This is a genomic window from Enterobacter cloacae complex sp. ECL72 (assembly GCF_019056635.1).
Lineage (GTDB): Bacteria > Pseudomonadota > Gammaproteobacteria > Enterobacterales > Enterobacteriaceae > Enterobacter > Enterobacter hormaechei_C.
In genome coordinates this window covers 1,331,210-1,352,257 of the sequence record NZ_CP077659.1, presented here as the reverse complement: position 1 = coordinate 1,352,257, position 21,048 = coordinate 1,331,210, and the positions used below count along the sequence as shown (strand labels likewise).

The 21,048-nt window shown below is 54.0% G+C and carries 23 protein-coding genes; 1 reads left to right on the top strand and 22 read right to left on the bottom strand.

The window, feature by feature from the left end; translation table 11 throughout:
• Positions 1 to 118: 118 nt before the first annotated feature.
• The 3 genes from KTH07_RS06445 to KTH07_RS06435 all read right to left on the bottom strand — a co-directional run bounded on the left by KTH07_RS06445 (position 119) and on the right by KTH07_RS06435 (position 4,240).
• On the bottom strand, positions 119 to 1,417 hold the full coding sequence (locus tag KTH07_RS06445; protein ID WP_075606894.1) for a DUF2254 domain-containing protein: 1,299 nt from the start codon (positions 1,415 to 1,417) through the stop codon (positions 119 to 121).
• 65 nt (positions 1,418 to 1,482) lie between these two features.
• Complete coding sequence (locus KTH07_RS06440; protein WP_042863324.1) at positions 1,483 to 3,480, bottom strand: choline BCCT transporter BetT; 1,998 nt, start codon at positions 3,478 to 3,480, stop codon at positions 1,483 to 1,485.
• Positions 3,481 to 3,682: 202 nt separating this feature from the next.
• The gene (locus KTH07_RS06435) at positions 3,683 to 4,240 is read right to left on the bottom strand and encodes a recombinase family protein (RefSeq protein WP_058663376.1); all 558 of its coding nucleotides are present in this window, start codon (positions 4,238 to 4,240) and stop codon (positions 3,683 to 3,685) included.
• Between the two features lie 190 nt (positions 4,241 to 4,430).
• Between KTH07_RS06435 and KTH07_RS06430 the strand changes: the two genes are divergently transcribed.
• Positions 4,431 to 5,111 (top strand): phage tail protein, encoded by a 681-nt coding sequence (locus KTH07_RS06430; protein ID WP_227456055.1) that lies wholly within the window; start codon positions 4,431 to 4,433, stop codon positions 5,109 to 5,111.
• Here KTH07_RS06430 and KTH07_RS23435 read toward each other — a convergent pair.
• The 19 genes from KTH07_RS23435 to KTH07_RS06330 all read right to left on the bottom strand — a co-directional run bounded on the left by KTH07_RS23435 (position 5,077) and on the right by KTH07_RS06330 (position 21,030).
• Positions 5,077 to 6,183, bottom strand: coding sequence for a tail fiber domain-containing protein (locus tag KTH07_RS23435; RefSeq protein WP_230861112.1), 1,107 nt, complete (start codon positions 6,181 to 6,183; stop codon positions 5,077 to 5,079). The genes KTH07_RS06430 and KTH07_RS23435 overlap by 35 nt on opposite strands.
• A 59-nt stretch (positions 6,184 to 6,242) precedes the next feature.
• Positions 6,243 to 6,476 carry a hypothetical protein gene (locus KTH07_RS06415; RefSeq protein WP_010429924.1) on the bottom strand — a complete coding sequence of 78 codons (234 nt, stop codon included), beginning with the start codon at positions 6,474 to 6,476 and terminating at the stop codon, positions 6,243 to 6,245.
• A 107-nt stretch (positions 6,477 to 6,583) separates the two neighbouring features.
• A complete protein-coding gene (locus KTH07_RS06410) occupies positions 6,584 to 7,255 on the bottom strand; it encodes a hypothetical protein (RefSeq protein WP_042863329.1) in 672 nt (223 codons plus the stop codon).
• Entirely contained in the window at positions 7,256 to 7,570 is a 315-nt protein-coding gene (locus tag KTH07_RS06405) for a hypothetical protein (RefSeq protein WP_042863330.1), read from the bottom strand. It abuts the gene before it with no gap.
• A 41-nt stretch (positions 7,571 to 7,611) separates the two neighbouring features.
• Positions 7,612 to 11,154 carry a host specificity protein J gene (locus KTH07_RS06400; protein WP_075606893.1) on the bottom strand — a complete coding sequence of 1,181 codons (3,543 nt, stop codon included), beginning with the start codon at positions 11,152 to 11,154 and terminating at the stop codon, positions 7,612 to 7,614.
• 64 nt (positions 11,155 to 11,218) lie between these two features.
• Entirely contained in the window at positions 11,219 to 11,821 is a 603-nt protein-coding gene (locus tag KTH07_RS06395) for a tail assembly protein (protein ID WP_042863333.1), read from the bottom strand.
• Entirely contained in the window at positions 11,802 to 12,518 is a 717-nt protein-coding gene (locus KTH07_RS06390; RefSeq protein WP_217310898.1) for a C40 family peptidase, read from the bottom strand. The genes KTH07_RS06395 and KTH07_RS06390 overlap by 20 nt, the downstream gene beginning before the upstream one ends.
• Before the next feature lie 2 nt (positions 12,519 to 12,520).
• Positions 12,521 to 13,270: a phage minor tail protein L gene (locus KTH07_RS06385; protein ID WP_058663338.1), complete on the bottom strand. Its 750-nt coding sequence runs from the start codon at positions 13,268 to 13,270 to the stop codon at positions 12,521 to 12,523.
• An 82-nt stretch (positions 13,271 to 13,352) separates the two neighbouring features.
• Entirely contained in the window at positions 13,353 to 13,709 is a 357-nt protein-coding gene (locus KTH07_RS06380) for a phage tail protein (protein WP_042863336.1), read from the bottom strand.
• Positions 13,709 to 16,681 carry a phage tail tape measure C-terminal domain-containing protein gene (locus KTH07_RS06375; RefSeq protein ID WP_075606892.1) on the bottom strand — a complete coding sequence of 991 codons (2,973 nt, stop codon included), beginning with the start codon at positions 16,679 to 16,681 and terminating at the stop codon, positions 13,709 to 13,711. Before KTH07_RS06375 ends, KTH07_RS06380 begins: the two co-directional genes overlap by 1 nt.
• Positions 16,671 to 16,880 (bottom strand): hypothetical protein, encoded by a 210-nt coding sequence (locus KTH07_RS06370; RefSeq protein ID WP_050861122.1) that lies wholly within the window; start codon positions 16,878 to 16,880, stop codon positions 16,671 to 16,673. The genes KTH07_RS06375 and KTH07_RS06370 overlap by 11 nt, the downstream gene beginning before the upstream one ends.
• 29 nt (positions 16,881 to 16,909) lie before the next feature.
• The gene (locus tag KTH07_RS06365; RefSeq protein ID WP_010433126.1) at positions 16,910 to 17,254 is read right to left on the bottom strand and encodes a hypothetical protein; all 345 of its coding nucleotides are present in this window, start codon (positions 17,252 to 17,254) and stop codon (positions 16,910 to 16,912) included.
• A 58-nt stretch (positions 17,255 to 17,312) separates the two neighbouring features.
• Positions 17,313 to 17,786 carry a hypothetical protein gene (locus KTH07_RS06360; RefSeq protein WP_042863340.1) on the bottom strand — a complete coding sequence of 158 codons (474 nt, stop codon included), beginning with the start codon at positions 17,784 to 17,786 and terminating at the stop codon, positions 17,313 to 17,315.
• A 17-nt stretch (positions 17,787 to 17,803) separates the two neighbouring features.
• Positions 17,804 to 18,214: an HK97-gp10 family putative phage morphogenesis protein gene (locus KTH07_RS06355; RefSeq protein ID WP_080317436.1), complete on the bottom strand. Its 411-nt coding sequence runs from the start codon at positions 18,212 to 18,214 to the stop codon at positions 17,804 to 17,806.
• Between the two features lie 5 nt (positions 18,215 to 18,219).
• A complete protein-coding gene (locus tag KTH07_RS06350) occupies positions 18,220 to 18,600 on the bottom strand; it encodes a hypothetical protein (RefSeq protein WP_042863341.1) in 381 nt (126 codons plus the stop codon).
• Positions 18,581 to 18,922, bottom strand: coding sequence for a head-tail adaptor protein (locus KTH07_RS06345; RefSeq protein WP_042863343.1), 342 nt, complete (start codon positions 18,920 to 18,922; stop codon positions 18,581 to 18,583). The genes KTH07_RS06350 and KTH07_RS06345 overlap by 20 nt, the downstream gene beginning before the upstream one ends.
• Entirely contained in the window at positions 18,919 to 19,242 is a 324-nt protein-coding gene (locus tag KTH07_RS06340) for a head-tail connector protein (RefSeq protein WP_042863344.1), read from the bottom strand. The genes KTH07_RS06345 and KTH07_RS06340 overlap by 4 nt, the downstream gene beginning before the upstream one ends.
• On the bottom strand, positions 19,223 to 19,675 hold the full coding sequence (locus tag KTH07_RS06335) for a hypothetical protein (RefSeq protein ID WP_080496805.1): 453 nt from the start codon (positions 19,673 to 19,675) through the stop codon (positions 19,223 to 19,225). Before KTH07_RS06335 ends, KTH07_RS06340 begins: the two co-directional genes overlap by 20 nt.
• 59 nt (positions 19,676 to 19,734) lie before the next feature.
• A complete protein-coding gene (locus KTH07_RS06330) occupies positions 19,735 to 21,030 on the bottom strand; it encodes a phage major capsid protein (RefSeq protein ID WP_042863346.1) in 1,296 nt (431 codons plus the stop codon).
• Positions 21,031 to 21,048 lie beyond the last annotated feature (18 nt).

Below are 21,048 nucleotides of genomic sequence, written 5' to 3'. Positions count from 1 at the left end.
TGGAGTTCTAGTCAAGCTTTTTAAACCTTTACCTAACCCATTGATTAATTTCGATGAAGTTTGGGTTTTGATAACCTCTTTTAGGCAATCCTCAATTATGAAACGCATCCCAAACCCATTAGTTCTTCTTGCCGGTTTTAACATTGATAGTTTTTGATTGTATGTCGGAAAATAAACGTTCATAGACTAATTGAATCCGAGCCTTATCGGAATCGGTGTGAGCTGCACGATTTACATACTCTAAAATTTCACGTGCCAAAATATGTGCAGCATCTTCAAACTCGCGCGGCCAACTACTTCCTAACATTGATAGCCCTTTGAGCACTCTCCTTTGGATCTCACTCATACCGGCACCATCACGGGCAATAGGTAAGAAAAAGTCTTCCAGTAGTTCCCTGTTCTGAAGTGGCGCAACATGTATTGAAGGATATATCACTTCAGTTTCATCAGATTTATTCTGCGCATAAGCGGATAGTACTCGTACACCTCTGCCAATGACATCAATTGCGGTGCCAGGATCGTTCACTGCCGGTGAAAGGGCCCTGCAGGCTATTTCAGCCATAACGCTAAGACAAAATCGGGGATCCTGAGAAAATGAACGTACATCTGAGACGATGATTGTATCAAGCAGGTCTTTACTGATTAATGGCCCCTGCCCCTGACTCAGATACAAAACTGGCATCGAGGGGTGTATGAAGCTGCCTGGCTGTGCTACAAGATATACATGTCGAGGATCCTCAGTTAGCAACCTGCTGAGTTTCAGCATATCAATATATTCAACATAGCCAATTATCTCTGGATAAACTGCAACCGTTCCGTTTGGTTGTTCATTGTTCTCAAGCCATGGATATCCGCCCAGATATGGACTTTTAGCTCTTTCAACAAATGTTTCGATTGCTGCCTGTTCCACCTTTGCTGTCGTCTCACCAACCCTTCCCAGGGAGGTCAAATGCTGTATCCAACGAAGCAATGTGATGAGAATTAAACCAATGACCACCAGTGTGACGACGAATAAAATGACTCTCCCCCTTTCTCCGTAGGCTCCCATATTAAGAGCAATGATCCCTACCAGGCTGAAGAGAAATGAACCGATGAATGTGGCCAGTACATTTTGTGTGGTTACGTCTTCAACAACTAATCGTGTAGCTCTTGGTGTCACATTAGTTGTAGCTGATCCGTACGCTGTGACCATGATACTAAGCGAAAATGTGGTAACTGCTAGCATACTCGATGCCAGTATATTTAGTATGTTATCCACAGCTTCTGCGCCAACCTTCACCGATACCGACTCAGGGATCATTGATTTAAACAGAGTTGATAAAAGAGCCGTCATTATCGCTACAATTGCGAATAATCCAGCCCTGAACCATAACTTTTTAAATACCTGCTTCAGAATCCATTGCCAGCGTGAGATCATTTGCATTCCCTCGTATTATGGCCAAGATAAATTAATGCCGCCCTGGAGGGCGGCATTTGATTGTATTAACGAACCAGGTGCAGGAAGTGCAGATGTTTTTCGTACTGGTCCAGTATGTCATTAATCAACTGTTCCTGGTTCCAGCCCATCACATCATAATTTTGACCGCCTTCTTTGAGATAAACCTCTGCGCGATAATATCGATGTTGCTCAGCCTGCTGCTCATCATTATCCATAGCAGCAAGGGCGAAGGTTGGCGAGTTATACCCGCGAAGCCTCACTTCATAAATATAGTTCAATTCGTTACCCAGATCGACTTCAAGGCGAATACGATCGTCGGCAGCGTCATTAATGTGGCTAATCGTTCCCTGCTTGTTGAGCTCTTCCTGAACCAGCGTCATGGCGGGCTGGATAACGTCGTCCATAAAGCGTTTCACAAGAGAACGCTTAGGCAGATAGGCGATATTACGCAACCTTCTCTGCCAGGGAATCGGGTTACGTGCAGCCGTCGGCGCAATAGTTGCCATGCTCAGGCTTTCACGCTTCGTCAAATCCCGTCTCAGGGCTTTTAACAGTCCGTATATGGATACCAGTAAGATCACTGAGAAGGGTAATGCACTCGCTATTGTCACCGTTTGCAGCGCGCTTAGCCCACCCGCAATCAGAAGTGCAATTGCTACAATGCCCATGAGCGACGCCCAGAAGATACGCTGCCAGACAGGGGTGTTTGCCATCCCACCTGATGCCAGCGTATCCACAACCATTGCCCCCGAGTCAGCAGACGTGACGAAGAAGACGATGACCATCGCCATTGCAATGAATGACAGTACGGAGGAGAACGGGAAATGCTCCAGGAAATTAAACAGGGCCAGCGCGACATCCTGCTGAACGGTATTGGCGAGGTCAGTCGCCCCCTGGTTCATAATGAGATAGATTGCGCTGTTACCAAACACCGTCATCCACATGAGCGTAAAGCCAGCGGGAACAAACAGCACGCCGGTAACAAACTCGCGAATGGTTCGACCGCGAGAGACCCTTGCGATGAACATCCCCACAAACGGCGACCATGAAAGCCACCATCCCCAGTACAATAATGTCCAGCCCCCCAGCCAGTTGCTCGACTTAGGTTCATACGCGTAAAGGTTGAACGTTTTACTCACCAGTTCCGAAAGATAACCGCCCGTATTTTCCACAAATGACTTCAGCAGAAGCACGGTTGGTCCCAGACACAGGACCAGAGCCAGCAGCAGCACCGCCAGGCCCAGGTTGAGTTCGGACAGGATGCGTATTCCCTTGTCCAGGCCAGACACCACCGAAATCGTCGCTAGTCCCGTGATGACAACGATCAGAATGACCTGCACCGTTTCATTGATGGGCACCCCGAAAAGATGATTCAAACCAGCATTCACCTGCAAAACACCGTACCCCAGCGATGTCGCAACGCCAAAGACCGTGCCGATAACGGCGAAAATATCTACCGCATGGCCTATAGGCCCATATATGCGATCGCCAATAATGGGATAGAGTGCGGAACGCAGCGTTAATGGCAGACCGTGACGGTAACTGAAGAAGGCCAAGATCAACGCCACGATGGCATAGATTGCCCATGCATGCAGGCCCCAGTGGAAGAACGTCAGGCGCATTGCTTCCTTCGCTGCCGCAACTGTCTCTGGGGTGCCAACGGGAGGTGAAAGATAATGCATCACCGGTTCAGCAACGCCAAAGAACATCAGGCCGATCCCCATCCCTGCCGAGAAAAGCATCGCAAACCAGGAGTGATAGCTGAAATCAGGCTGCGCATGGTCCGGGCCCAGCTTAATATCACCGTAGCGTGAGAGTCCCAGGAAGGTGACGCTCAGTAAAATGAGGGCCACCGCAAGGATGTAGAACCAGCTGGCATTCGTGAAGATTTGCTGCTGTAGAAGTTTAAAATTTTTGTCGGCAATATCCGGGAATACAGCGGCAAAGGCGACAAGAAGGAAAATTAACAAAGCAGATGTAAAGAATACCGCTTTGTTAATCTGGCTTTTGGACTGCTTTGGGATTGTATCATTTTCACTCATAATTATTCATTCCATTAACTTAGATCCACTTAAGATGACAGGCATTGCCTCTCATAGACTAGCAAAAACTAGCAGTAAATGGGGCATATAATCAGAAGTCATGTTGTGGTTATATTCTCATATGCTTTCTCCGATTTGGTCTGCTGTAATACTTTCTCATCATAATTGTTGAAAGTCACAAGACTGAGGCACGTAGAAAGACTTAAATCAGCTTAGATACAGGAAATTTTTTATATAGCGTGCAAACTGCCACGTCATAAATTATTGCTACCTGCTTTCTTTCAACACCATTTGAAATGAGCCGCCCGGCCTGCGCCCATTGTTCAGCAGTTAACTTCGGACGCCTGCCGCCTATCCGCCCCTTTTCCCTCGCAACCGCCAAACCCGCCCGAGTGCGTTCCACTATCAACTCCCTCTCCATTTCTGCTAGAGCTGACATAATATGAAAAATGAAACGCCCCATCGGACTTGATGTATCTATACTGTCGGTGAGGCTCTTAAAGTGGATACCGCGCTGCCGAAGCTCGTCCACCAACAGCATCAGATTACGCATGCTGCGCCCAAGGCGATCCAGCTTCCAGACCACCAGCGTATCCCCCTCGTTTAATGCCTTGAGAAGTTTTTTTAGTGCTGGCCTGTTCGCTACCGTTCCGCTCATTTTTTCTTCGTAAATCTGTTCACATCCTGCGCGTTCGAGTGCTTGCCGCTGAAGATCCGTATTCTGGTCATTTGTTGACACCCTTACATAGCCAATTTGCATATTTTTCATCCAGTTATTTCTGCTAAAAAATCTGGTGAAGTTATCGGCCAGGCTGCTCGAGAGCAATCTATAAAACGTCGGTTTAGGAAGTAGCGCGACGAAGGACGTCGGAACCGCCGCAAATAACGTGATGCAGGTAGGCGCATTCGGTATTGGGTCTATCCACGGCGACGGACCACTACTGGACGCTATGGATGCATTCACATCTACCTGTTTCACCTCTCACTCCAATGATGGTCTTACCCAGCTTGGGTTAACTGCAAATACGGGTATTACGTCAATAGTCGTCAACCGGGGAAGCCGTCCGACACGCATTCATCAGGCTTACATTCTGAGGAGAACGTGGTTTTCGTACTACGGCGGTTCGTCTTGGTCATATCAGGAGGCTTACACCACGGGCAATACCACAAAGGCCAGCGATGGCACCCTAAAGGCTGCGTCTCCGGTTGCCCGTATCGTAGCGAGCCAGGAAGCCTGCCAGCGCGCCGATATAGCGGAGGATGGCTTCTCCTGGTGCGGCTGTGGGACGGGGAACGCTGAGGCGGAGGGAATAACCATTTCTCGCTTCGAGGTGGGCGTTTACGTGCTGGCTGGTTCGGCAGGCCTGGCGTCCGAGGGATGGCAACTACTGCCACCGATGGACCCCGGCGGCATGGGAGAACTTGGCGTGGTTGAGGTTGAGCAGACGGAAAGCGGAGGCCTGACAATCCGTCTTTTCAAGCGAAAATACATCCTGAGCGATGAAGGTGAGATCATCAAAACTAAAGGTGAACCGATGGACGTGCCGGCGAACAGCTGGATCGATGTTCGCCTAGATATGCCCGCAGATTCACTTTTTAACCAGCGAATGAGCCAGGAGCGGGAGGCTTAGCGTCTCCCTCTAATGCGCTTACGCGGATTGCCAGCGCTTTGATTGCCGCCAGCGCATCGAGCACCAGAGGATTGAGGTCTAGTGTCATTTTTCCCGACTCCTCAGCCGAGTGAACATATTGCGGATCTATCTTTTCCAACTCCTGAGCAATAACGCCGCGCCGAATGGCTTTCTCTTCATCAGCAAGGTAGTAGAAGGTCTTGAAATCCATTGCCTCGATGTTTGACAGCGATTCGTTTAGATCCAGATCCCCGGTCACTTTCTTAAAGTTAATGTCCGATGTTCCTGCTGACTGAAATACCGTCCACGGAGCATCTGTTTTTGTAGTTTGAGGATTCGTGTTTAACAGAAAACGGCAATAGCCAGCTCCGCCAGTGGTAACCCACATTTGCGCTATGCGCTGAGTGTTATAAGAGCTTTGGTAGCCACAGCCATTGGCAGGAGCCCAACTGGTGTTACCGTCAGCATCACTGATAAACGATGAGTTTGCATCATTTGGCCTTGGAGCCTGGTATGTTCCAACCCCAAAAGCCCCTACTTGCATGATGTTCCCGGCAGCCGTTCCGACGTCCTTTGTCGCGCTACTTCCCAAACCGAGGTTTGAGCGAGCGTCTGCTGCAGTCGTTGCCCCGGTCCCGCCCTGTGCAATCGGGATGGCTCCGTTACTCCCTTTCTGCGCCAGTTTGCCGATGCCGGGGATCGTTACAGGGGTGCCGTTGATGGTAACTGTGATGCTCTGGTTTGCTGAGGTAGTGGCAAACGTCTCCCACGCGCCAATGTTCTCGTCGTACTCTTTAATGAGCTGAGACATGGCCTGTGCCAGCCCATCAACCGAGATAATGTCCGACACAAGAATTCCATACTTCTGGCCACTCAGCACCGGGGAAGCAGCTGGCGTAACCGTCATTGACGTGGCGCTGTTCACGGATGAAATCTGAAACAGCTGCACCGGGTTAGACATGACGATAATCGTCTGGCCAGCGCGAACCTGGCTGGCGGGTGCCGTCCAGTTCGTGCCGGTGCCGGTTGCGGTATTTCCGTTAATTGCGATGGTGCCGGTGTTATAAAGCATATTTTCTCCAGTCAATAAAAAACCTCGCCGGAGCGAGGTTTTTTTTGAAACAGAATGAGTTATTGGCAGGTGGTGCTGATGAACGTGTTGGCACTAACCCAGGTCCAGTTAAAGGGATAACCGGCGCGGTACTGGGTCTGATTGTTTTGTTTACGCACTCCGTAAATCTGGACACTGTTTTCCTGCCCGCCGATAAGGGCTGTACCAGAACAAACAGGTTGCTGTTTCTCAATAACGCCAGCGCAACCGGAGAGCAAAACCGCCACCGCCAGGCAAAGAATCATGTTTTTCATAGTGGTTATATCCCAGGGCATTCACAAGGTTACACAATAACAATGTGAATCAATGGGATATAATTGATTTGGTAGATCAATTATCCAAAATTGATCGTTGAAAACGATCAATCATAGTTGGCGCAGTTAATGGCCATGATGACGTTTCTCATGTTTGAGTACGCGACGTTTTGCAGACTCCCGGTTGGGGTTGTCTGAGGTCTGGCAAATATCCGCGTATTGCTCCCCTCAAGTTTCGCCATGCTCTTGTATATTGCCGAATAAGGCTGCGGCTGACCGCCCGCTGAAATAACCCCTGTAATCAGGCCGAGCATAACAGGCATGCAGGCCCACTTCCCCACCCTGGTTGTGTTGATGTTGTAGCCTGAGCTAGCATCCACTCCGGCAGTGCCTATGGTAACGACATCGCCGAGCGTGCGCGTCTCGTGGGTTAAAATCAGGGTCCCCGATGCATCCCACACGGCCATCCCGTAATCTGGCTTTGTCTGGGGGAAAATAGAGAAAAAATAAACGTACGCTGTGCCGGTTGCATTAGGTCTGAGAAAATCAATCGTGATGGTGTTTCCGCTTACCGTCTGAGTGATTTCCACCTCAACCGTGCAATGAACGAAGGCCACAACGGGCTGACCTGAGGGAAAAGTGTGCGTCACCCTGGTATTGAAACCCGATGTTCCCTGCAGTGCCGCTGTCTTTCGCGCCTGTAATGCAATTGGCGAGCTGTTGGCGGTAACCCATACCTCACCGCTCGTCGTCGTCAGTAAACCGCCGTACTGCGCCATTCATGCCCTCTCGATCTGGAAAATGAGAAAAGCTGCAACAGCGGGTTCAGTCCCTGCTGAGTAATCGGTATCCCCCACTGAGGAAACTGTTGCAGTACCGCCGGAGATGGTGATCTTCCTTCTTCCAGTTCCCCACTTATCATCGTTCATGACCTGAAAGTAGGTCAGTTTGCAACCCGGAGGAAGGGTAACGGAATAAGAGCCTGTTTTCTGGTTAACGGCCAGTTGCAGATAGCCGCAAACGCTGACTGGCTTAATTCCATAGTTGTTAACCTTGCCTGATGCGTCCCATGTTTGAACACCGTATTCCGCCATCATATCTCCTGAAAAAAAAGAGGCCCGCAAGAGGCCTCCCGTCACCATGTACCAGTGATTCTCCCAATCTGCACCCTCAACACATTATTGGAGTCCCGTACACTGATTGTCTGGTTGGTCTGTTTCATGGCCCCCTCGCCAGCTGTCGAACCGTAGTTCTCAAGCGTGCCCGTTCTAAAGTTTATGGACAGGCCAGCCTGGTTCTGAACGTAGTTAACCGAGCTGATTGTTTCAGCCAGTTTCGCTCGCGTGATAGTGGCATCGCCTATTACCGTATCTCTGATAATTACCTGCCCGTTCTGGATAATGAACGGAAGCGTAACGGTCGCTCCGGCCTGGTGAGTAACAGCGAAGCGGTCAGCCAGGAAGATAACCTGCGACTGCATGCCGGATGGCGTATTCTCCACGCCGATACCCATCCCCGCGGCGTAATACTGCCCGTTGCTTGAGACGCCAACTTTGATGTTGTACATCGCGCTGAGGTCGCCGTTTACGTTCGCTATGGCCTGAGCGTTGGTGGTGATGGCTGAGGTATGCCCGTTCACCGTCGCCGTGATGCTGTTTACCTGCGTGGCCATAGCCTGCTGGTAATCGGAGAACGTCTGATTGAGGCTGTTGATGGATGCTTTGTTGCCGTTAACGTCCGTCTGCAGGCTCAGCAGCGAGCGCGCCGTTGCTTCCTTCTCGTTAACGATAACCTCGTCAATACGGTCCAGCTGAGCGCTGTTACCGGCGACCGAAGCCGACAACGATTTACGCGTGGCCACCTGCGCCAGCCCGTTCTGGATAATGGCGATGGCTGAGTTCTTCACTCCACCCGTCATGCCGTCCATGGATACGCTGATGCTGTCGATTCGCTGGCCCAGGGCGGTATCAGCCGTCGCAACGGTCTGCTCAAGCTGACTGAGTGAAGACGAAACATTCCCGACCGTGCTGGAAAGCTCATTAACGCTGGTCTGTACCTTCCCGACGTCCTGGGCATTTTTGGCGATATCCTTCGCCTGCAGCTCCAGTTCGTCATTAGCCTGTTTGATGTCATTAACCATGCCAGTAATTTTTTCATTGCTGTCGACGGCATTCTCAACCACATCCTTCAGTAGACCTGTTTCCTCCATCTCCTTGAGAATGGAATCGGTGATATCAGATACGTCCGTGCTCGACTGGCCAAATACCCACTCGGTCCAGACACTCTGATTGCCGAGGCGATCAACGAGCCTTGCCCGGTACCAGAACGATTTTCCGGCGAGCAGCCCCATTTGCTGGTAGGACGATGAGGGATAAGGCACGTCTGCCAGCAGTAACGGAGAATCACCGTTCGCCGTGGCGCTGTAGTGGATTTCTGTCTTTTGCGTGTCCTGCGCCCCGGATGGAAATCCCCAGGAAATGCCGATCCCGAACACCAACGGCTGCGTGGCGAGATTCACGGGCATAGGTGGTTTTCCGACCTTACCCGTAAGCTCCGTCTCAGCTGACGTTGCCCAGAGGGATGCGATATCGAGCGCGTTAACCGCGCGGATTCGGACCACGTAGCGCCCGGCATAAATCCCGTCGACCTCAAAGCGCGTGTTGCCGGTGCGCGGAACGTTAATCCAGTCACCGTTGTTCTGACGCCACAGCGCCTCATAGGCAACGGCATTTTTCACGGTATCCCACGTAACAACCATCGTGGTGATGCCTATCCCCTGTTCAACACGGTACAAGCTGGAGAGAGTGATATTTTCCGGCATCCCCTGTCCGCGCGGCGGCACAACGCTGACGGGCCTGTCTTCAATCACCGCGCCGTCATCAACGCGCGGAAACTTGTTCGGATTGTAAGGCAGGCCGTTAATGGTGACCGTGTTATCGGAATTAACCATAAGCCGCTTAACGCGGAACAGCTGAATGGCTAAATCAGACTGGTCAAGCACCCACGCTGATTCAGCATTTGGGGTTACGCTGTACGCTGTCTCAACGGTCACGGCGCGTCCGGAGATGCTTTTCACCTTCCTGCCTTCGGATTTGCCAGTGGGCAGGTTAACGATAAGCGTGTCCCCCGCTTTAGCAGTCGTAATACGGTCAAGCGTGACCTTCGTTCCGGAGGCTGCAGCTACGCGACCGCCGTTCTCGCGACCAGCCAGCGGGGCGTTACTGATGCCGACCACCTTGCCTATACGCGGGATGCGCCCTTCCATCCCAGTTTTAAACTCCACGCCATTGTCATCGCGGTTGGTTTCAATGGCGTAAAGCCCGTGCCGCTGCGCTTCTGATTCCCGCGTACACCCGATACGGGACAGCTCTATGGTGTTAAAGCCGAACCGGTTAGAGACTTCCGGCACCCAGGCGCTGGCCTGATCGTCCTGATAGCCGTTGGCCGGGTTGCTGTAGGTGACGATTGCTGACGAGTAGTTCGTCTTTTCCGATGTGCTGGAGAAGTTAAACGCGCCCACGATATTCGACTTGTTGAACACAAAATCGGGGTCCAGCTCGCGGGGCATATCGGCGTCAACGGACAGAAGATTGTTGGACCAGCTGATCATCCCCCGGAAGATGTTCGCTAAATCCATCAGCACGGTCCATGCATCGGTACGCTGGGAAATGTACAAATCGCAGAGGTACCGCGCCTCTTTCCCGCCTGCACCGTCCGAAACCTGCGCATCGCAGTACTGTGCAATCTGGTACAGGGTCCATTTATCGACTAAATCTGCGGTGATCCGTTTTCCCAGACCGTATCGTTTGTTCAGCACCAGATCGTAAAAAATCCAGGCGGGGTTGTTTGTCCAGGCCCACTTAAAGATTCCGTCCCAGGTTCCACTGTAGGTGCGGGTAACAGGATCGTAGTTCTCCGGTACGCGAACAATTATCCCCTTCATTTCCACGGTGACGTTTGGCGTTCTGCCGTCAAACAGCTTCGAATCAAACTGGATGAACAGCAGCGACGTGTGCGGATAGCGCAGCTTGGCATCGACAATATCGGTCATTGATTCAATGCGCGAAGTATCCGCATGCCGACCATCAGTGGTATTTTCCGTCAGGCGCCGGACGCGGATTTGCCAGCCGGATGTCGCTGCCGGCAGGTCAATTCGATAGCTCCGCTCATAGCCGGCTGCGGCAATGCCGTCCGCCTCATCCGTGCCGTATTCAACGTAGGAACCGCCATCGGTTGAAATATCAATAGCGAACGCTATCCGGTAGCCATCCTTCCCGCCGCTGTCGCGCAGTTTATAAACGCCGTTAGGAAATTTAAGCCGCAGGCGTACTGCAGAAAGCTGGGTGTTGTTAATGGATTTAACCCACGGCGTCCCGTATTTCAGCTCCGTGCCAACGCTGGTTTCATTCTCTACTGCCGGGAAGCCAGCAATATAATCCTGATCCACCGTGCCGCTGCGCCACTCCCACGTCACGCCAGGGAAGTTTTCGTTGCCAGCATCATCAAGCAGTGGCGTGCCATCGAGATAAATATCTTTTCCGGTAAAGTCTCCTGCAGCTTCCCCCTCGGTCAGCGCCAGCAGAATTTTCATGTACGCTACGGAGGCGATCTCGGTACCGCGATTGCCGCCTTTATCACCGCCGCCACCGCCCCCTTTCGAACCCCTGATTACTGCCATATGCAAACTCCGGGCAAAAAAATCCCGCCTGAGCGGGAGAATTAAACATGTTGCGAGATAAGCGTTATTGCTGTTCTTCTGCGTAGATGCCGCCGCTGATAAGAACACCGGCGACAAGACGCTTACCGAAGAGAAGATTGACGCCGTTCCCCGCTGCAGACTGGTTGATTGGGGAGCCAAACGAATAGCTTTTCCGGGAATCGCCGGAGTCCATCGTCATGCCCTGAGTGCCGCTGGGCGTGAGCATCTGGACAACGCCCCCAAGCATCATCGCCGCCCCCATTTTGTAGAGGAACGGCGAGGCCACTGCTGCTGGCGTAAAGCTCAGCGCAAAGCCAACAGCTACCAGCACAGCGCCGAAGATGGTCTGGAACACTCCCGCCTTTTTACTGCCGATAATGACCGGTGCAATCCTGATAACTTCATGCACACCGTTCAGGTGCAGCTCTTCTGCAGTCACGTTGCGGGAGCCGTTAAACACGCTGTAGGTCACGCCGCGTCCTTCACTCGTATCGAGCCAGCGCTCAAAGCCGGGGAGCATGATACAAAGCGCCCTGATAGCCTCCCGCACCGAGGAAACGGAAAGGCGGTGCTCACGTCCAAATAAAGTGCCGAGCTTGCCATAGAGCCGCACAAGCACGATTTTCTCAACTGTGTTCATCGCCATTCTGGTACCTCAGTGTCAACATTGTTCTCTCGCGCCACATGCCGCCGTAGGGAACGACTTCGCTCAGTTTGCCGTACATGTGGTGCAGCATTTTCCCGTCGCCCAGATAGATGCCTGCATGGTTGATTTCTTCTGCCTTGTACTGCATCAGGATCACATCCCCTACCTGCAGTTCGTCGGCGTGAGAATAAAATCCCGCTTCGGCATAGTGTTTTACGTAAAGGTTTTCGCCGCGCGTCCACCAGTTGTCGTCACGGTGAAAATCAGGCAATTCGATGCCCCGCTCCTGCTGATACCAGTCCCGGATGAGCCCGTAGCAATCCCAGCTGCCGTGTATAAAGGGCCGCTTGAGAATCGGTGGTGTATCTGCCGGTGTTGTCACCGTGTACTCACCGCCTGGCCACGACATGATCACCCAGGGCAATCCGGAGTCATGGCACGACTTCAGGTCGTCGGAGGAAGCGTGCGGCCCCGCATCCGGATGTGAATGAACGATGGCCAGCACCTCCCCCATATCCTCCGCATCGGCCCAGGCCTGCGCAGATATCATGAAGTGCTCAGAGGAATTTTTGTGTGAATTACTGCAGGGGATGTACCGGCGCTGGCGAGTGGCACGAATAATCAGGCCACAGCATTCATGGGGATAGGCTGCAGCAGCGTGTTTTTCAATGGCGCTAATAAGTCGCTGGCTCAGCATGATTAAATCCTCGTGATCGCAATCGCCGGAAAGCCGCCAAACGGCAGCTGCTCATCTTCCCCCCAGCGCAGCTTGCAGCCTGCGACCGTTCCGGAGCAGACATCATCTGCAGGGTTATCAACCGGGTTGCCGAACTTGTCGAAATACTTCGTGCCGGTGTAACCGCAGTCCGCACCCCGATACTGGCCCTGCAGGCACCAGGCGCAGCGGCTGGTCATTTGCCTAGCCGGAACCTTCTGCCCGGTCACGTCGACAGGCGAGCTCAGCTTGAACTGAACGTCCGTTTCGTTATCTGCAGTTTTGCTGTCGATGTAAAACACCTCCAGCTGCTCGGCTGTCGGATCGGCCTGGGAGTTCCCGTCCGGAAAGTTGCTGGCATCGAGGTAATGCGCATACGTTCGGTGGATGGTGACCTTTGCCTGCTTCATATCCTGAAAAAGGTGGCACAGCGCGGAGATCGAACCGTCCAGATTACCAACGGATAATTTTGGCGACACAGGCGTTCCGTCACCGTTGGCTTCAATATCCTCAATCTGGCATGGCCAGAGATCGTATCTGATGCCCTGCCAGTAAATCGGCTTACCCGGTAGCTTCGATTCATCATCACCGGCAGCGAGAACTTCTTCTTCCGTGTACGCTACTGCGTGATTGTGGAAATAGAGAACATCGGCACCGAAGGCGGTGCCGTCAACTTCGAACAGGGTGATCTGATTGCCGGGCTCGAGTTTTTGATCGTCAGCAGTAATGCTCATCGCTTCCTCACGTAAAGGACACTACACCAATAAAAAACCCCGTAATCCGGGGTTTCATATGAATGGATGAATAATTAATTGGTTAGCTTTGCACTATTGGCTCGGCCCGATATGCCGTTGAGAAAGTGACTGATATAGTCATTCGCGCAAAATCAAGAACTGTGACTTTCAGTTGTGATGCGCGGTAGAGACCAAGTTCACCCAACGGGTTGGTCCATTTGAATGCTTTGACTTCGCCATGCTCGCGCAAAAACTTGAGCACCGGCTTCATATCCTCATTCATACCGGTGAACGTTAATGGCCATGATTGCGTCTCCGGGTTAATGCCCTCTCCGGTTACTGCCTCATAGCCATCGCCGTATTGTACGCTGCTGGTTCGGTACTTAAAGTCTCCCACGGGGCCATTACGCGGAGACCAGGTAAACGTCTGCAATGCCATCAGGCCGTCCTCATTTTGGTGTCAATCATGCCTCCGTTGGCCAGTTCGCGATCAAGCGTTTCAATAACAAACTGCTTAAGTCGGGCTTTGGTCTCGCTGGTCAGAAGCTCCTGGCTTTTTGAGGAAGGTTCCTGGCTCCCGCCGCCCTGCTGAATGACCTGCAGCGGAATAGTTAAAGAGAAATGCAGGTTGCCCTGGCCAGCAGAGGGCTGCGAATACGAGTCTCCGGATGGTTTTGCCACGCCGCCACCGACCAGACCCCCTTCGGCGTAGCCGTTGCCGTAAGTAAGCTGATTCAGGAAACTGAGCATGCCAGGCTTCTTGACCACAGATTGCGGAACCACCCATTCGCCACGGTGAACCACACCGGCGACGTCATGCTTGCCGCCGTCGCCGGTATAACCCCCGTCAGCCCAACCGAACCAGCTGCTCACACCCAGCGCTGAAGCACCGGATTTGATAGCGTTCAGCATCAGCATCTTCGTGATCATCTTGCCAATATCGTCGATAACGGATACGGCCAGCGATTTGAACTCTCCCTTTCCCTTCGACGCAACATTCCAGAGGGCAGTACCCATGCCATCCATCGCGTTTATGGCAATGTCGCGAACTTGGGTGAACTGGTTTTCAGCGTTAAATCGCCAGTCCGTCAGCCCTTTTTTCATCCCGTCAAACGATGACCCTTCTACCTGCTTTTTCCGCTCTGCACCGCTACGGACAATTTCCAGCTGCTTCTGCTCTTCATCCCTCAGCACCTCAGTTTGTTTTCGGTACAGTTCGGAACTGTGATCGGAAATCGTTTTATCCTGCTCTTCCCGGAGCTTTGCAAAACGCTCCCGTACCTGCTGCTCTGCTACCATCTGGTCATAGGCATCGGAGCTCATGGTCATCTGGGCGACACTGTTAGCATATTCCTGCTGCAGCTGCAGCGTTGAGCGATAAAGCTCCTGGTTCTGCTCCTGAATCTGAAGGCCGAGTTTGCGCTGCTGGTTGGCTTTATCCAGGCTGGCGTTAATCTCCAGCTGGTGACGCAGCTCCGTTTCCTGCGCCAGAATGCTGCGCTGGCCAGCGGTCAGGATACGCTTCTCCTTGAGGTCAGCGATTTCCTGGTTGAACTGCGCCAGTTTCTTTTCCGACTGCGTCAGCGTCTGGGTCTGTTCGTTCTGGGACCGCAGCGCGGCCTCTTCCTGGCGAAGCTGATTCAGGCGCGTGGTCGCAGCATCGTCGCTGTACGCCTTCTCGCGGGATTTTTTCTGCTCGACATACATTTTGTCGATGCCGCGCATTGCCTGCGTGTATTCAGCCGTTCCTTTGGTGAAATTGGCATTAACAAGCGCAACGGCATCGGCCCGCTCTTTTTCACGCGATGTCCCGGCTTTTAGCAGCCCTGAAAGCGTGTTTTCGTCCTTCAGACGCTTCGAAATTTCTTCACGCTGCTTTTTCTGTGCCTGATATTGCTTTTCCGCCTCTTCACGCTGCTTGATTGCCGGGTCAGGAGTGGTATCGAGATCAACACCTGCACCCGCAGCCATCGCCTGCGCGGTGGCTATGTGCGCGTCTCCCATCGTTTTAAACGCATCTGCGACAAAATCTTTCAGCGATTTCCACGCGCTTTTCAGCCCACCTACGTTCGATTCCTGCTCCTTGAGTTTGGTATCAAGGTCATTCATCGCCGCCTGCTGCAGCAGCGCCGTTGCTTCAGAGGTTTTCCCCTGGCGCTCGAGCGTGACTATCTGGTCTATCATGCTGCCGTTGAGCAAAATCCCCTGGTCGGTCAGCTTTTGAAGCGCCTGCAGCGGATCGCCTTTCAGGCTCGACAGCAGCGACACGAGATCGTCGGAGCTCTGCCCGATTTCCTCCATTCGCGTGCCGAGGCTGGCGACCTGCTCCAGCATATTGCCACCGAAACCCGCCGACACGGATGCCGTAACCGCCTTAACGGCGCGATCTGAATCACCGAGGCTGGAGGTCAGGTTCTGCAGATACATCACCGACATAACGGACTGCTGGCCGGATTTCTGTAACGCCTGCGTATACCCTTTAATGACCGCTTCGCTGTTGGAGTAGGCCGAGTAAATCGCGGTCACCGCACCGGCGACGGCAATAACGGCCAGCCCGACAGGACCGCCGACCATCGCCATTGCGCCGCGCAGCAGGCCTGCACTGGCTGCAGCAGCTCGCTGGCCAAGAGATAACTCCTGGCTGGCCACGGCGAGCTGGCGCGTTGAGGTGGCCAGCTGCTGCTTCCCGGCAGACTCGGCGATATCAGCCGCCAGCACCGTTTTCGTCGCTTCTGCAAGGCTACCCTTCGCCTTCGCTTCAGCAAGATTCGCCTCCTGAATGGTTCTGGCATTTTTAACGTGCTCGGCCTCATAGCTGACGGCCAGCCCATACTGCTTGTTCACCTCGGCCTGTTTGGCAAAATGCTCATCGAGCGCAAAGGCGCGCTCGCGGTCGGCACGGGCGGCTTCAATGGTCTTAACCGCGATATTCTGCTTCTCGATAGCTTCAGCACGCAGCTGCCTGGCGTTCTCTATCGAGCCCTGCGCGGCGCTTATCTGCGCCTGGGTAAACTCAATCTGGGCCTGTCGCTGTGATTTCAGGCCCGTAATACTGTTATCCAGCGCGGTGCTCATACCCTCGCTGAGGGCCGAAACCAGCGCCGTCGTGATAGAACTTCCGGCAACCGTGCTGCCAGCTGAAATGTTGGCCAGCAGACCGCGCATTTCATCCAGCCCGGTCAGCCGTTTGTCGACCGTTTTGCCAAGCTTGTTAAAGTCGGCGTCCAGCCCGGTAATCCCCTTGCCCAGCCCTTCAAACGACTGCCGGGTTTTCTGATTGTCCGTCTGGACTTTCCTGTTAAATTGCTGGGCGCTGCTGTCCGCCGTTCGCATAGCATCAGCAAACTGTGATTTAAAGCTGGCGGAGTTGAGATGCAGCGCGACAGCCAACGACGCAACGTCAGCAGCCATGTCCTAATATCCTGAAGCAGTCAGCGAACTGCTGGTCGCTTTCAGATTGCGCAGCAGTCACCGGAGGAGAATGCACCGGCGCTGACGTTTCGGCCTCCGTTCTCAGGAGATCAAAATAGGCCTGCCAGTGGGTCAGTATGTTCGCCGGAAGTTCGGCTATTTTGCGGGGGTCCGGCTCGTCCCATCGGTCTGCCAGCATGAACAGCAGCCTGAGATGGGACGAGTCGGTTAGTTTTTTGTGGCTTCCTCCAGCGTGCCGTAAGAATGGCGCTGAACGAGCGTGACCGCGTCGAGAAGATCGGCGTTCGCGTGGGCGGCCATCAGCTGGTCTGCGGTGGGCAGTTCGCTGGCTTTGGGCTTGCTGCCGTCTTCATTGACCAGCGCTGCCAGAAACAGGTTTACCCCCATCGCGGACAGCTCTCGCGACGGAAGCCTGGCCTGGCGTCCGGCTTCAACTTTGTCGTTATAGTCATCCAGCTCGGCGCTGGTCAGGCGGCGAAGATACACCTTCTGGCCGAGGAGCGTTTTTTCAACGGTGGTATTCAGTGGGTTGATAAGGGATTTGTAGTTCATGTTTTTTATCCTGTTTCATCAGTAAAGAGCCCCGCGACCGGCGCGGGGAAATAGAAGGTTACTCGCCGCCACCGGCTGGCTGCTCAACGGACCATTTAACGCTGTTCTGCTTGCCGTAGACCTCAACCTGCAGCACTTTGCCTTTCGGCGTATCAACGGCCTGCAGGCTCCAGCCAGCCAGCACCAGTTCGACTTCTGAAATGCGCTTGTTGGGGAACTTCATGAAGAAGACCACCGTTTTTTTCGCATCGGCGTCGCTCAGCAGCGCTTCCTGCACGGTATCGGATGGATCATCAATGAAGACGAGCGTTTTATCCTCGCCCTCACCCATGTCGGCCATGTATTTTGGCTCTTTGTCGATGAGGCGTGTCACTTCGAGGAAGGTGCCTTTTTTCCCCGTTGCCCCAATCCCCATCGCGCTCTGCAGAAGCGCGGCGGTGGTAATGGTTGCGCCCTTCTGACCGTAGCGAACCTCGGTACCCGCAGGGAGTACCGCGTACTCTGACGGGGATTTGATTTCTGGATCTGCCATTTACTCTCTCCTGATTTCTAACGCCCTTCGAGGCCCAGCCGGATTTCTGCGGCCAGCACTTTAAGGATTTTTTGAACGTTGTAGTCCATCGCCGGACGAATGAAGGGGTCGGCGACCTGTTTGACGGTGCCGAACTCCTGCGCCACCGCTTTCATGTGGTGAATTTTGCTGGGACCGACGCGCAGCGTAACGATGGTGTTATAGCGCGAGGTCTCTGCCACGTTGGTGCTGCGGATTTTGATGGAGTCGCGCATGTGCGGCCCGATGCTTTCCTCATCAAAACCGGCGTGCTGCCGCATATCCTGCTCAACGACCGCAAGCGCGGCGCGTCCGGCATCACGCAGGAGTTTCACCCCGACTTTCTTGTCGATGCTTTCCAGCAGCCGGTCAAACTCCTTCCCGGTGGGGAATTTAATGTCCATCTGCATGGCGTTTACTCCGGAACGGTGAAGATGAAGTCGCGCACCAGCCGGTACTGGATGCGGTTGTTGGGAAGCGTGGTTTTCCCCTGCTGTATACCTCCGCGCTCAACGTACTGGACGGGCTGACCTTCCAGCTGGCCATGAACAATTTCCTTCCATTCAGCCCAGAGCGCCCCGTCGAACTGAAGCAGCGACGTGTACCGGTCGACAACATAAAGCGAAAGCTGTATCCGTACCTCGGACAACCCGGTCCGCCTCAGTCCGTCACCGACCTGCGGGTCGGAAATACGCTGGAACGTCGCGCCTTCCTGCACCGCATCCGGAAGCAGCAGCGGGTACGTATCCAGCCCGGTAATCCGCTCCACAGCGGTTTTAATTGCTGACTCGATCATGGCGTGAATCCGCCTCTCCGGTGATGATTATCCGATCCGTCAGGCGCTCGACGTTGCGAACGGTATATACCCGGTCCGCTGTCGATACCTTCCAGTCCACGTCAACCTTACGCGGGTACAGCGTGAAGAGGCACGTTTCGACGACCTGCTGCTGGTCCAGCGTCCGGACCTTCCGACCGGAGACCAGCTCCTTTTTGGACCAGGCCTTTCCGGCGCTCACCTCACGGGCCGGAAGCGTCTCGCCGAGCTCGCCGCGTTCTGTTTCCACGTAGCTGAGTGTTATCCGGCAGTTCAGCTCGCCGGGGCGCAGGGGGTCACTCATACGGTATGCTCCATTAGCGGGAACAGCAGGTACTCAACGCCCAAATCGGACGGCGAACCTTCTGCCGTGCCGGTGGGATTCAGATACCACTGCGAGACCATCATCTTCGCGGCCAGCTTGATATCTTCATCAATGATGTAACCCGTCTCACCGTCAGGCAGTGCGTCAAGCTGCGCCTGGTTCTCTACCAGCCTGCAGTAGTAGCTGCGCTCGATGCTGCGCTGAGCCGCGTCAATCAGGCTGGTCAGCAGGCTGTCGTGCTCATCAAAATCCAGCTCGAGGCGCAGCTGGGTTTTGGCTTCAGCCAATGTCAGTATCATGCGCGTCATCGTCCTTATTCGGTTGAAGGGCGCGTTCTGCATCTTTTGCCCAGACGGCGATATTTCGGTCCACCATGTCCTGAGCGACGGCGCTGTCAAAGCAGGCTACATCGCCACGGCTGTAGCGGCTAAACGGACCAAGGAACGTCACCGCGACGCGCCCGTTTTGTACCGAAGCGACTTTTCCAGTCAGTTTTGACATGCGTTCCTCTGGGGTTTCGTCCTGTTTTGCATCACCACCTGAATCCGTATCGTCGCCGTCCGGACCGGGTTCGGTACCATCACCGTCACCACCGGCTTCGCCTGCAGAACCGGCGTTAACGTCTGGTGTCGGTGCTGAAGTATCAGCTGCAGCTGCAGTCGTTACCGCTGGCTCGGCGTTGGTGTCGGTGGCGGTATCGTCTTTCTGAGTGTTTTTGGTTTTAGGAACCATGATGTTCACCTGTAAAAAAGCCCACGCGGGGCGGGCTGTTAATCACGATTGTCGGAGTATTACCAGGTAACGCCGGTACCCAGCGCCAGGCCTTCGATATGGCGGAAGCCGATATCGTGCTCCATGATGACGCGGATCAGGGACTGGTTACGCGCGAACGCGGAAACGGTGTTACCATCTGCATCGATGTAGGTCGCCTCGCGGGAGAAATCGACCACCATTGCGCCGTCTTCACCAATCAGTACATCGTTGAAGTCAGCAAAGTAAATCTCAGACTCCTTGCCGCCCGTGCCCAGGTTCGCTGGAATAGCCGAGGTGCGCTCAATCGGATAGCCTTTCAGCATACCCGCTGCCATTTCCGGATAAACCTTGTTGCCGTTCCCGTCGCGCAGACCGAAGAGCTTCATGTAGGTGCGGTTGGACATACCCCAGCCGCACTTCAGCATGTTGCTGTTACCGTCCATCGCCATGAGGATCAGCGCATCAAGGTAGGTATCGATGGTCTGCAGGTTCACTTCGTCATCTGCAACCCACGCATGCGTGCGGCTACCCGCCGTGGCCACGGCCTTCATCCCTTTCGGGGTGTCGTTGGTGCCGTCATCGCGGAGGAACGCCTTATCTTCACGGGTGGAAATGCCGCTGATGATGTCGTCTAAAATCAGCTGCTCGACGTTGAAGCCGCCGCGTCCAATCAGCTGGTTGGAAATTGGCACCATGGTGATCAGCGTTTTGGCGTTCAGTTTGACGTCATCGAAGGTCGCACCGCTCGCCTTCACATCCTTGCCTTCACCGACATAGCTTGCCGTTGAGCCGCTGGCCAGTCGCGGGATCGCCAGATTACCGTTCGGCAGCGGGATGCTTCGCGCCCCGAGCTTACGCACGATGGTGCGGTCGCGCAGGAGCTCAATCACCTCGTTCTGCATGTTCTGCGGAACGAGCGCGCCGCCGGAATTGGCAGCTGTGCTGATCGCCATCGACAGCCCCTGATCGTTCAGGTCTTCCGCAGCGAACGCGGCGGCCTGCTGCAGGTCGCCCTTACCTGCCGCGATGGCCATCACCATGCGGGTCATGCCTGCACCTTTATACTGTGGCGGTTCGGCTTTCGCATGCACTGCCGGTGCGTTACGACCGTTCTGCGCAGCCTTCACCGGAACCGCCGTGGTGGCAGCGAGGCGTTCTGCCGCTTCCAGACGCTGAATGGACGCCGAAAGCTCATCAAACTGAGCCTGCAGGCCAGTGAATTGCTCCAGCTGCTCCGCGCTCAGCGTGCCACCGTCCATTTCAATCTGTGCCAGGGCCTGAACCTGAGTGTTAATACCCGCACGCTGGCGACGCAGTTCTTCGATTTTGTTCATCGTTTTTCTCTCTTTTAC

Coding starts and splice junctions, on each gene's coding strand:
- KTH07_RS06440 (WP_042863324.1), bottom strand. CDS start 3,480: ATGAGTGAAAATGATACAATCCCAAAGCAGTCCAAAAGCCAGATTAAC.
- KTH07_RS06415 (WP_010429924.1), bottom strand. CDS start 6,476: ATGAAAAACATGATTCTTTGCCTGGCGGTGGCGGTTTTGCTCTCCGGT.
- KTH07_RS06340 (WP_042863344.1), bottom strand. CDS start 19,242: ATGATACTGACATTGGCTGAAGCCAAAACCCAGCTGCGCCTCGAGCTG.
- KTH07_RS06405 (WP_042863330.1), bottom strand. CDS start 7,570: ATGGCGGAATACGGTGTTCAAACATGGGACGCATCAGGCAAGGTTAAC.
- KTH07_RS06435 (WP_058663376.1), bottom strand. CDS start 4,240: ATGCAAATTGGCTATGTAAGGGTGTCAACAAATGACCAGAATACGGAT.
- KTH07_RS06330 (WP_042863346.1), bottom strand. CDS start 21,030: ATGAACAAAATCGAAGAACTGCGTCGCCAGCGTGCGGGTATTAACACT.
- KTH07_RS06355 (WP_080317436.1), bottom strand. CDS start 18,214: ATGCAGATGGACATTAAATTCCCCACCGGGAAGGAGTTTGACCGGCTG.
- KTH07_RS06365 (WP_010433126.1), bottom strand. CDS start 17,254: ATGAACTACAAATCCCTTATCAACCCACTGAATACCACCGTTGAAAAA.
- KTH07_RS23435 (WP_230861112.1), bottom strand. CDS start 6,183: ATGCTTTATAACACCGGCACCATCGCAATTAACGGAAATACCGCAACC.
- KTH07_RS06360 (WP_042863340.1), bottom strand. CDS start 17,786: ATGGCAGATCCAGAAATCAAATCCCCGTCAGAGTACGCGGTACTCCCT.
- KTH07_RS06410 (WP_042863329.1), bottom strand. CDS start 7,255: ATGGCGCAGTACGGCGGTTTACTGACGACGACGAGCGGTGAGGTATGG.
- KTH07_RS06385 (WP_058663338.1), bottom strand. CDS start 13,270: ATGAGCATTACTGCTGACGATCAAAAACTCGAGCCCGGCAATCAGATC.
- KTH07_RS06350 (WP_042863341.1), bottom strand. CDS start 18,600: ATGATCGAGTCAGCAATTAAAACCGCTGTGGAGCGGATTACCGGGCTG.
- KTH07_RS06380 (WP_042863336.1), bottom strand. CDS start 13,709: ATGGCATTGCAGACGTTTACCTGGTCTCCGCGTAATGGCCCCGTGGGA.
- KTH07_RS06430 (WP_227456055.1), top strand. CDS start 4,431: ATGGATGCATTCACATCTACCTGTTTCACCTCTCACTCCAATGATGGT.
- KTH07_RS06445 (WP_075606894.1), bottom strand. CDS start 1,417: ATGATCTCACGCTGGCAATGGATTCTGAAGCAGGTATTTAAAAAGTTA.
- KTH07_RS06400 (WP_075606893.1), bottom strand. CDS start 11,154: ATGGCAGTAATCAGGGGTTCGAAAGGGGGCGGTGGCGGCGGTGATAAA.
- KTH07_RS06395 (WP_042863333.1), bottom strand. CDS start 11,821: ATGGCGATGAACACAGTTGAGAAAATCGTGCTTGTGCGGCTCTATGGC.
- KTH07_RS06370 (WP_050861122.1), bottom strand. CDS start 16,880: ATGCTGGCAGACCGATGGGACGAGCCGGACCCCCGCAAAATAGCCGAA.
- KTH07_RS06375 (WP_075606892.1), bottom strand. CDS start 16,681: ATGGCTGCTGACGTTGCGTCGTTGGCTGTCGCGCTGCATCTCAACTCC.
- KTH07_RS06335 (WP_080496805.1), bottom strand. CDS start 19,675: ATGGTTCCTAAAACCAAAAACACTCAGAAAGACGATACCGCCACCGAC.
- KTH07_RS06345 (WP_042863343.1), bottom strand. CDS start 18,922: ATGAGTGACCCCCTGCGCCCCGGCGAGCTGAACTGCCGGATAACACTC.
- KTH07_RS06390 (WP_217310898.1), bottom strand. CDS start 12,518: ATGCTGAGCCAGCGACTTATTAGCGCCATTGAAAAACACGCTGCTGCA.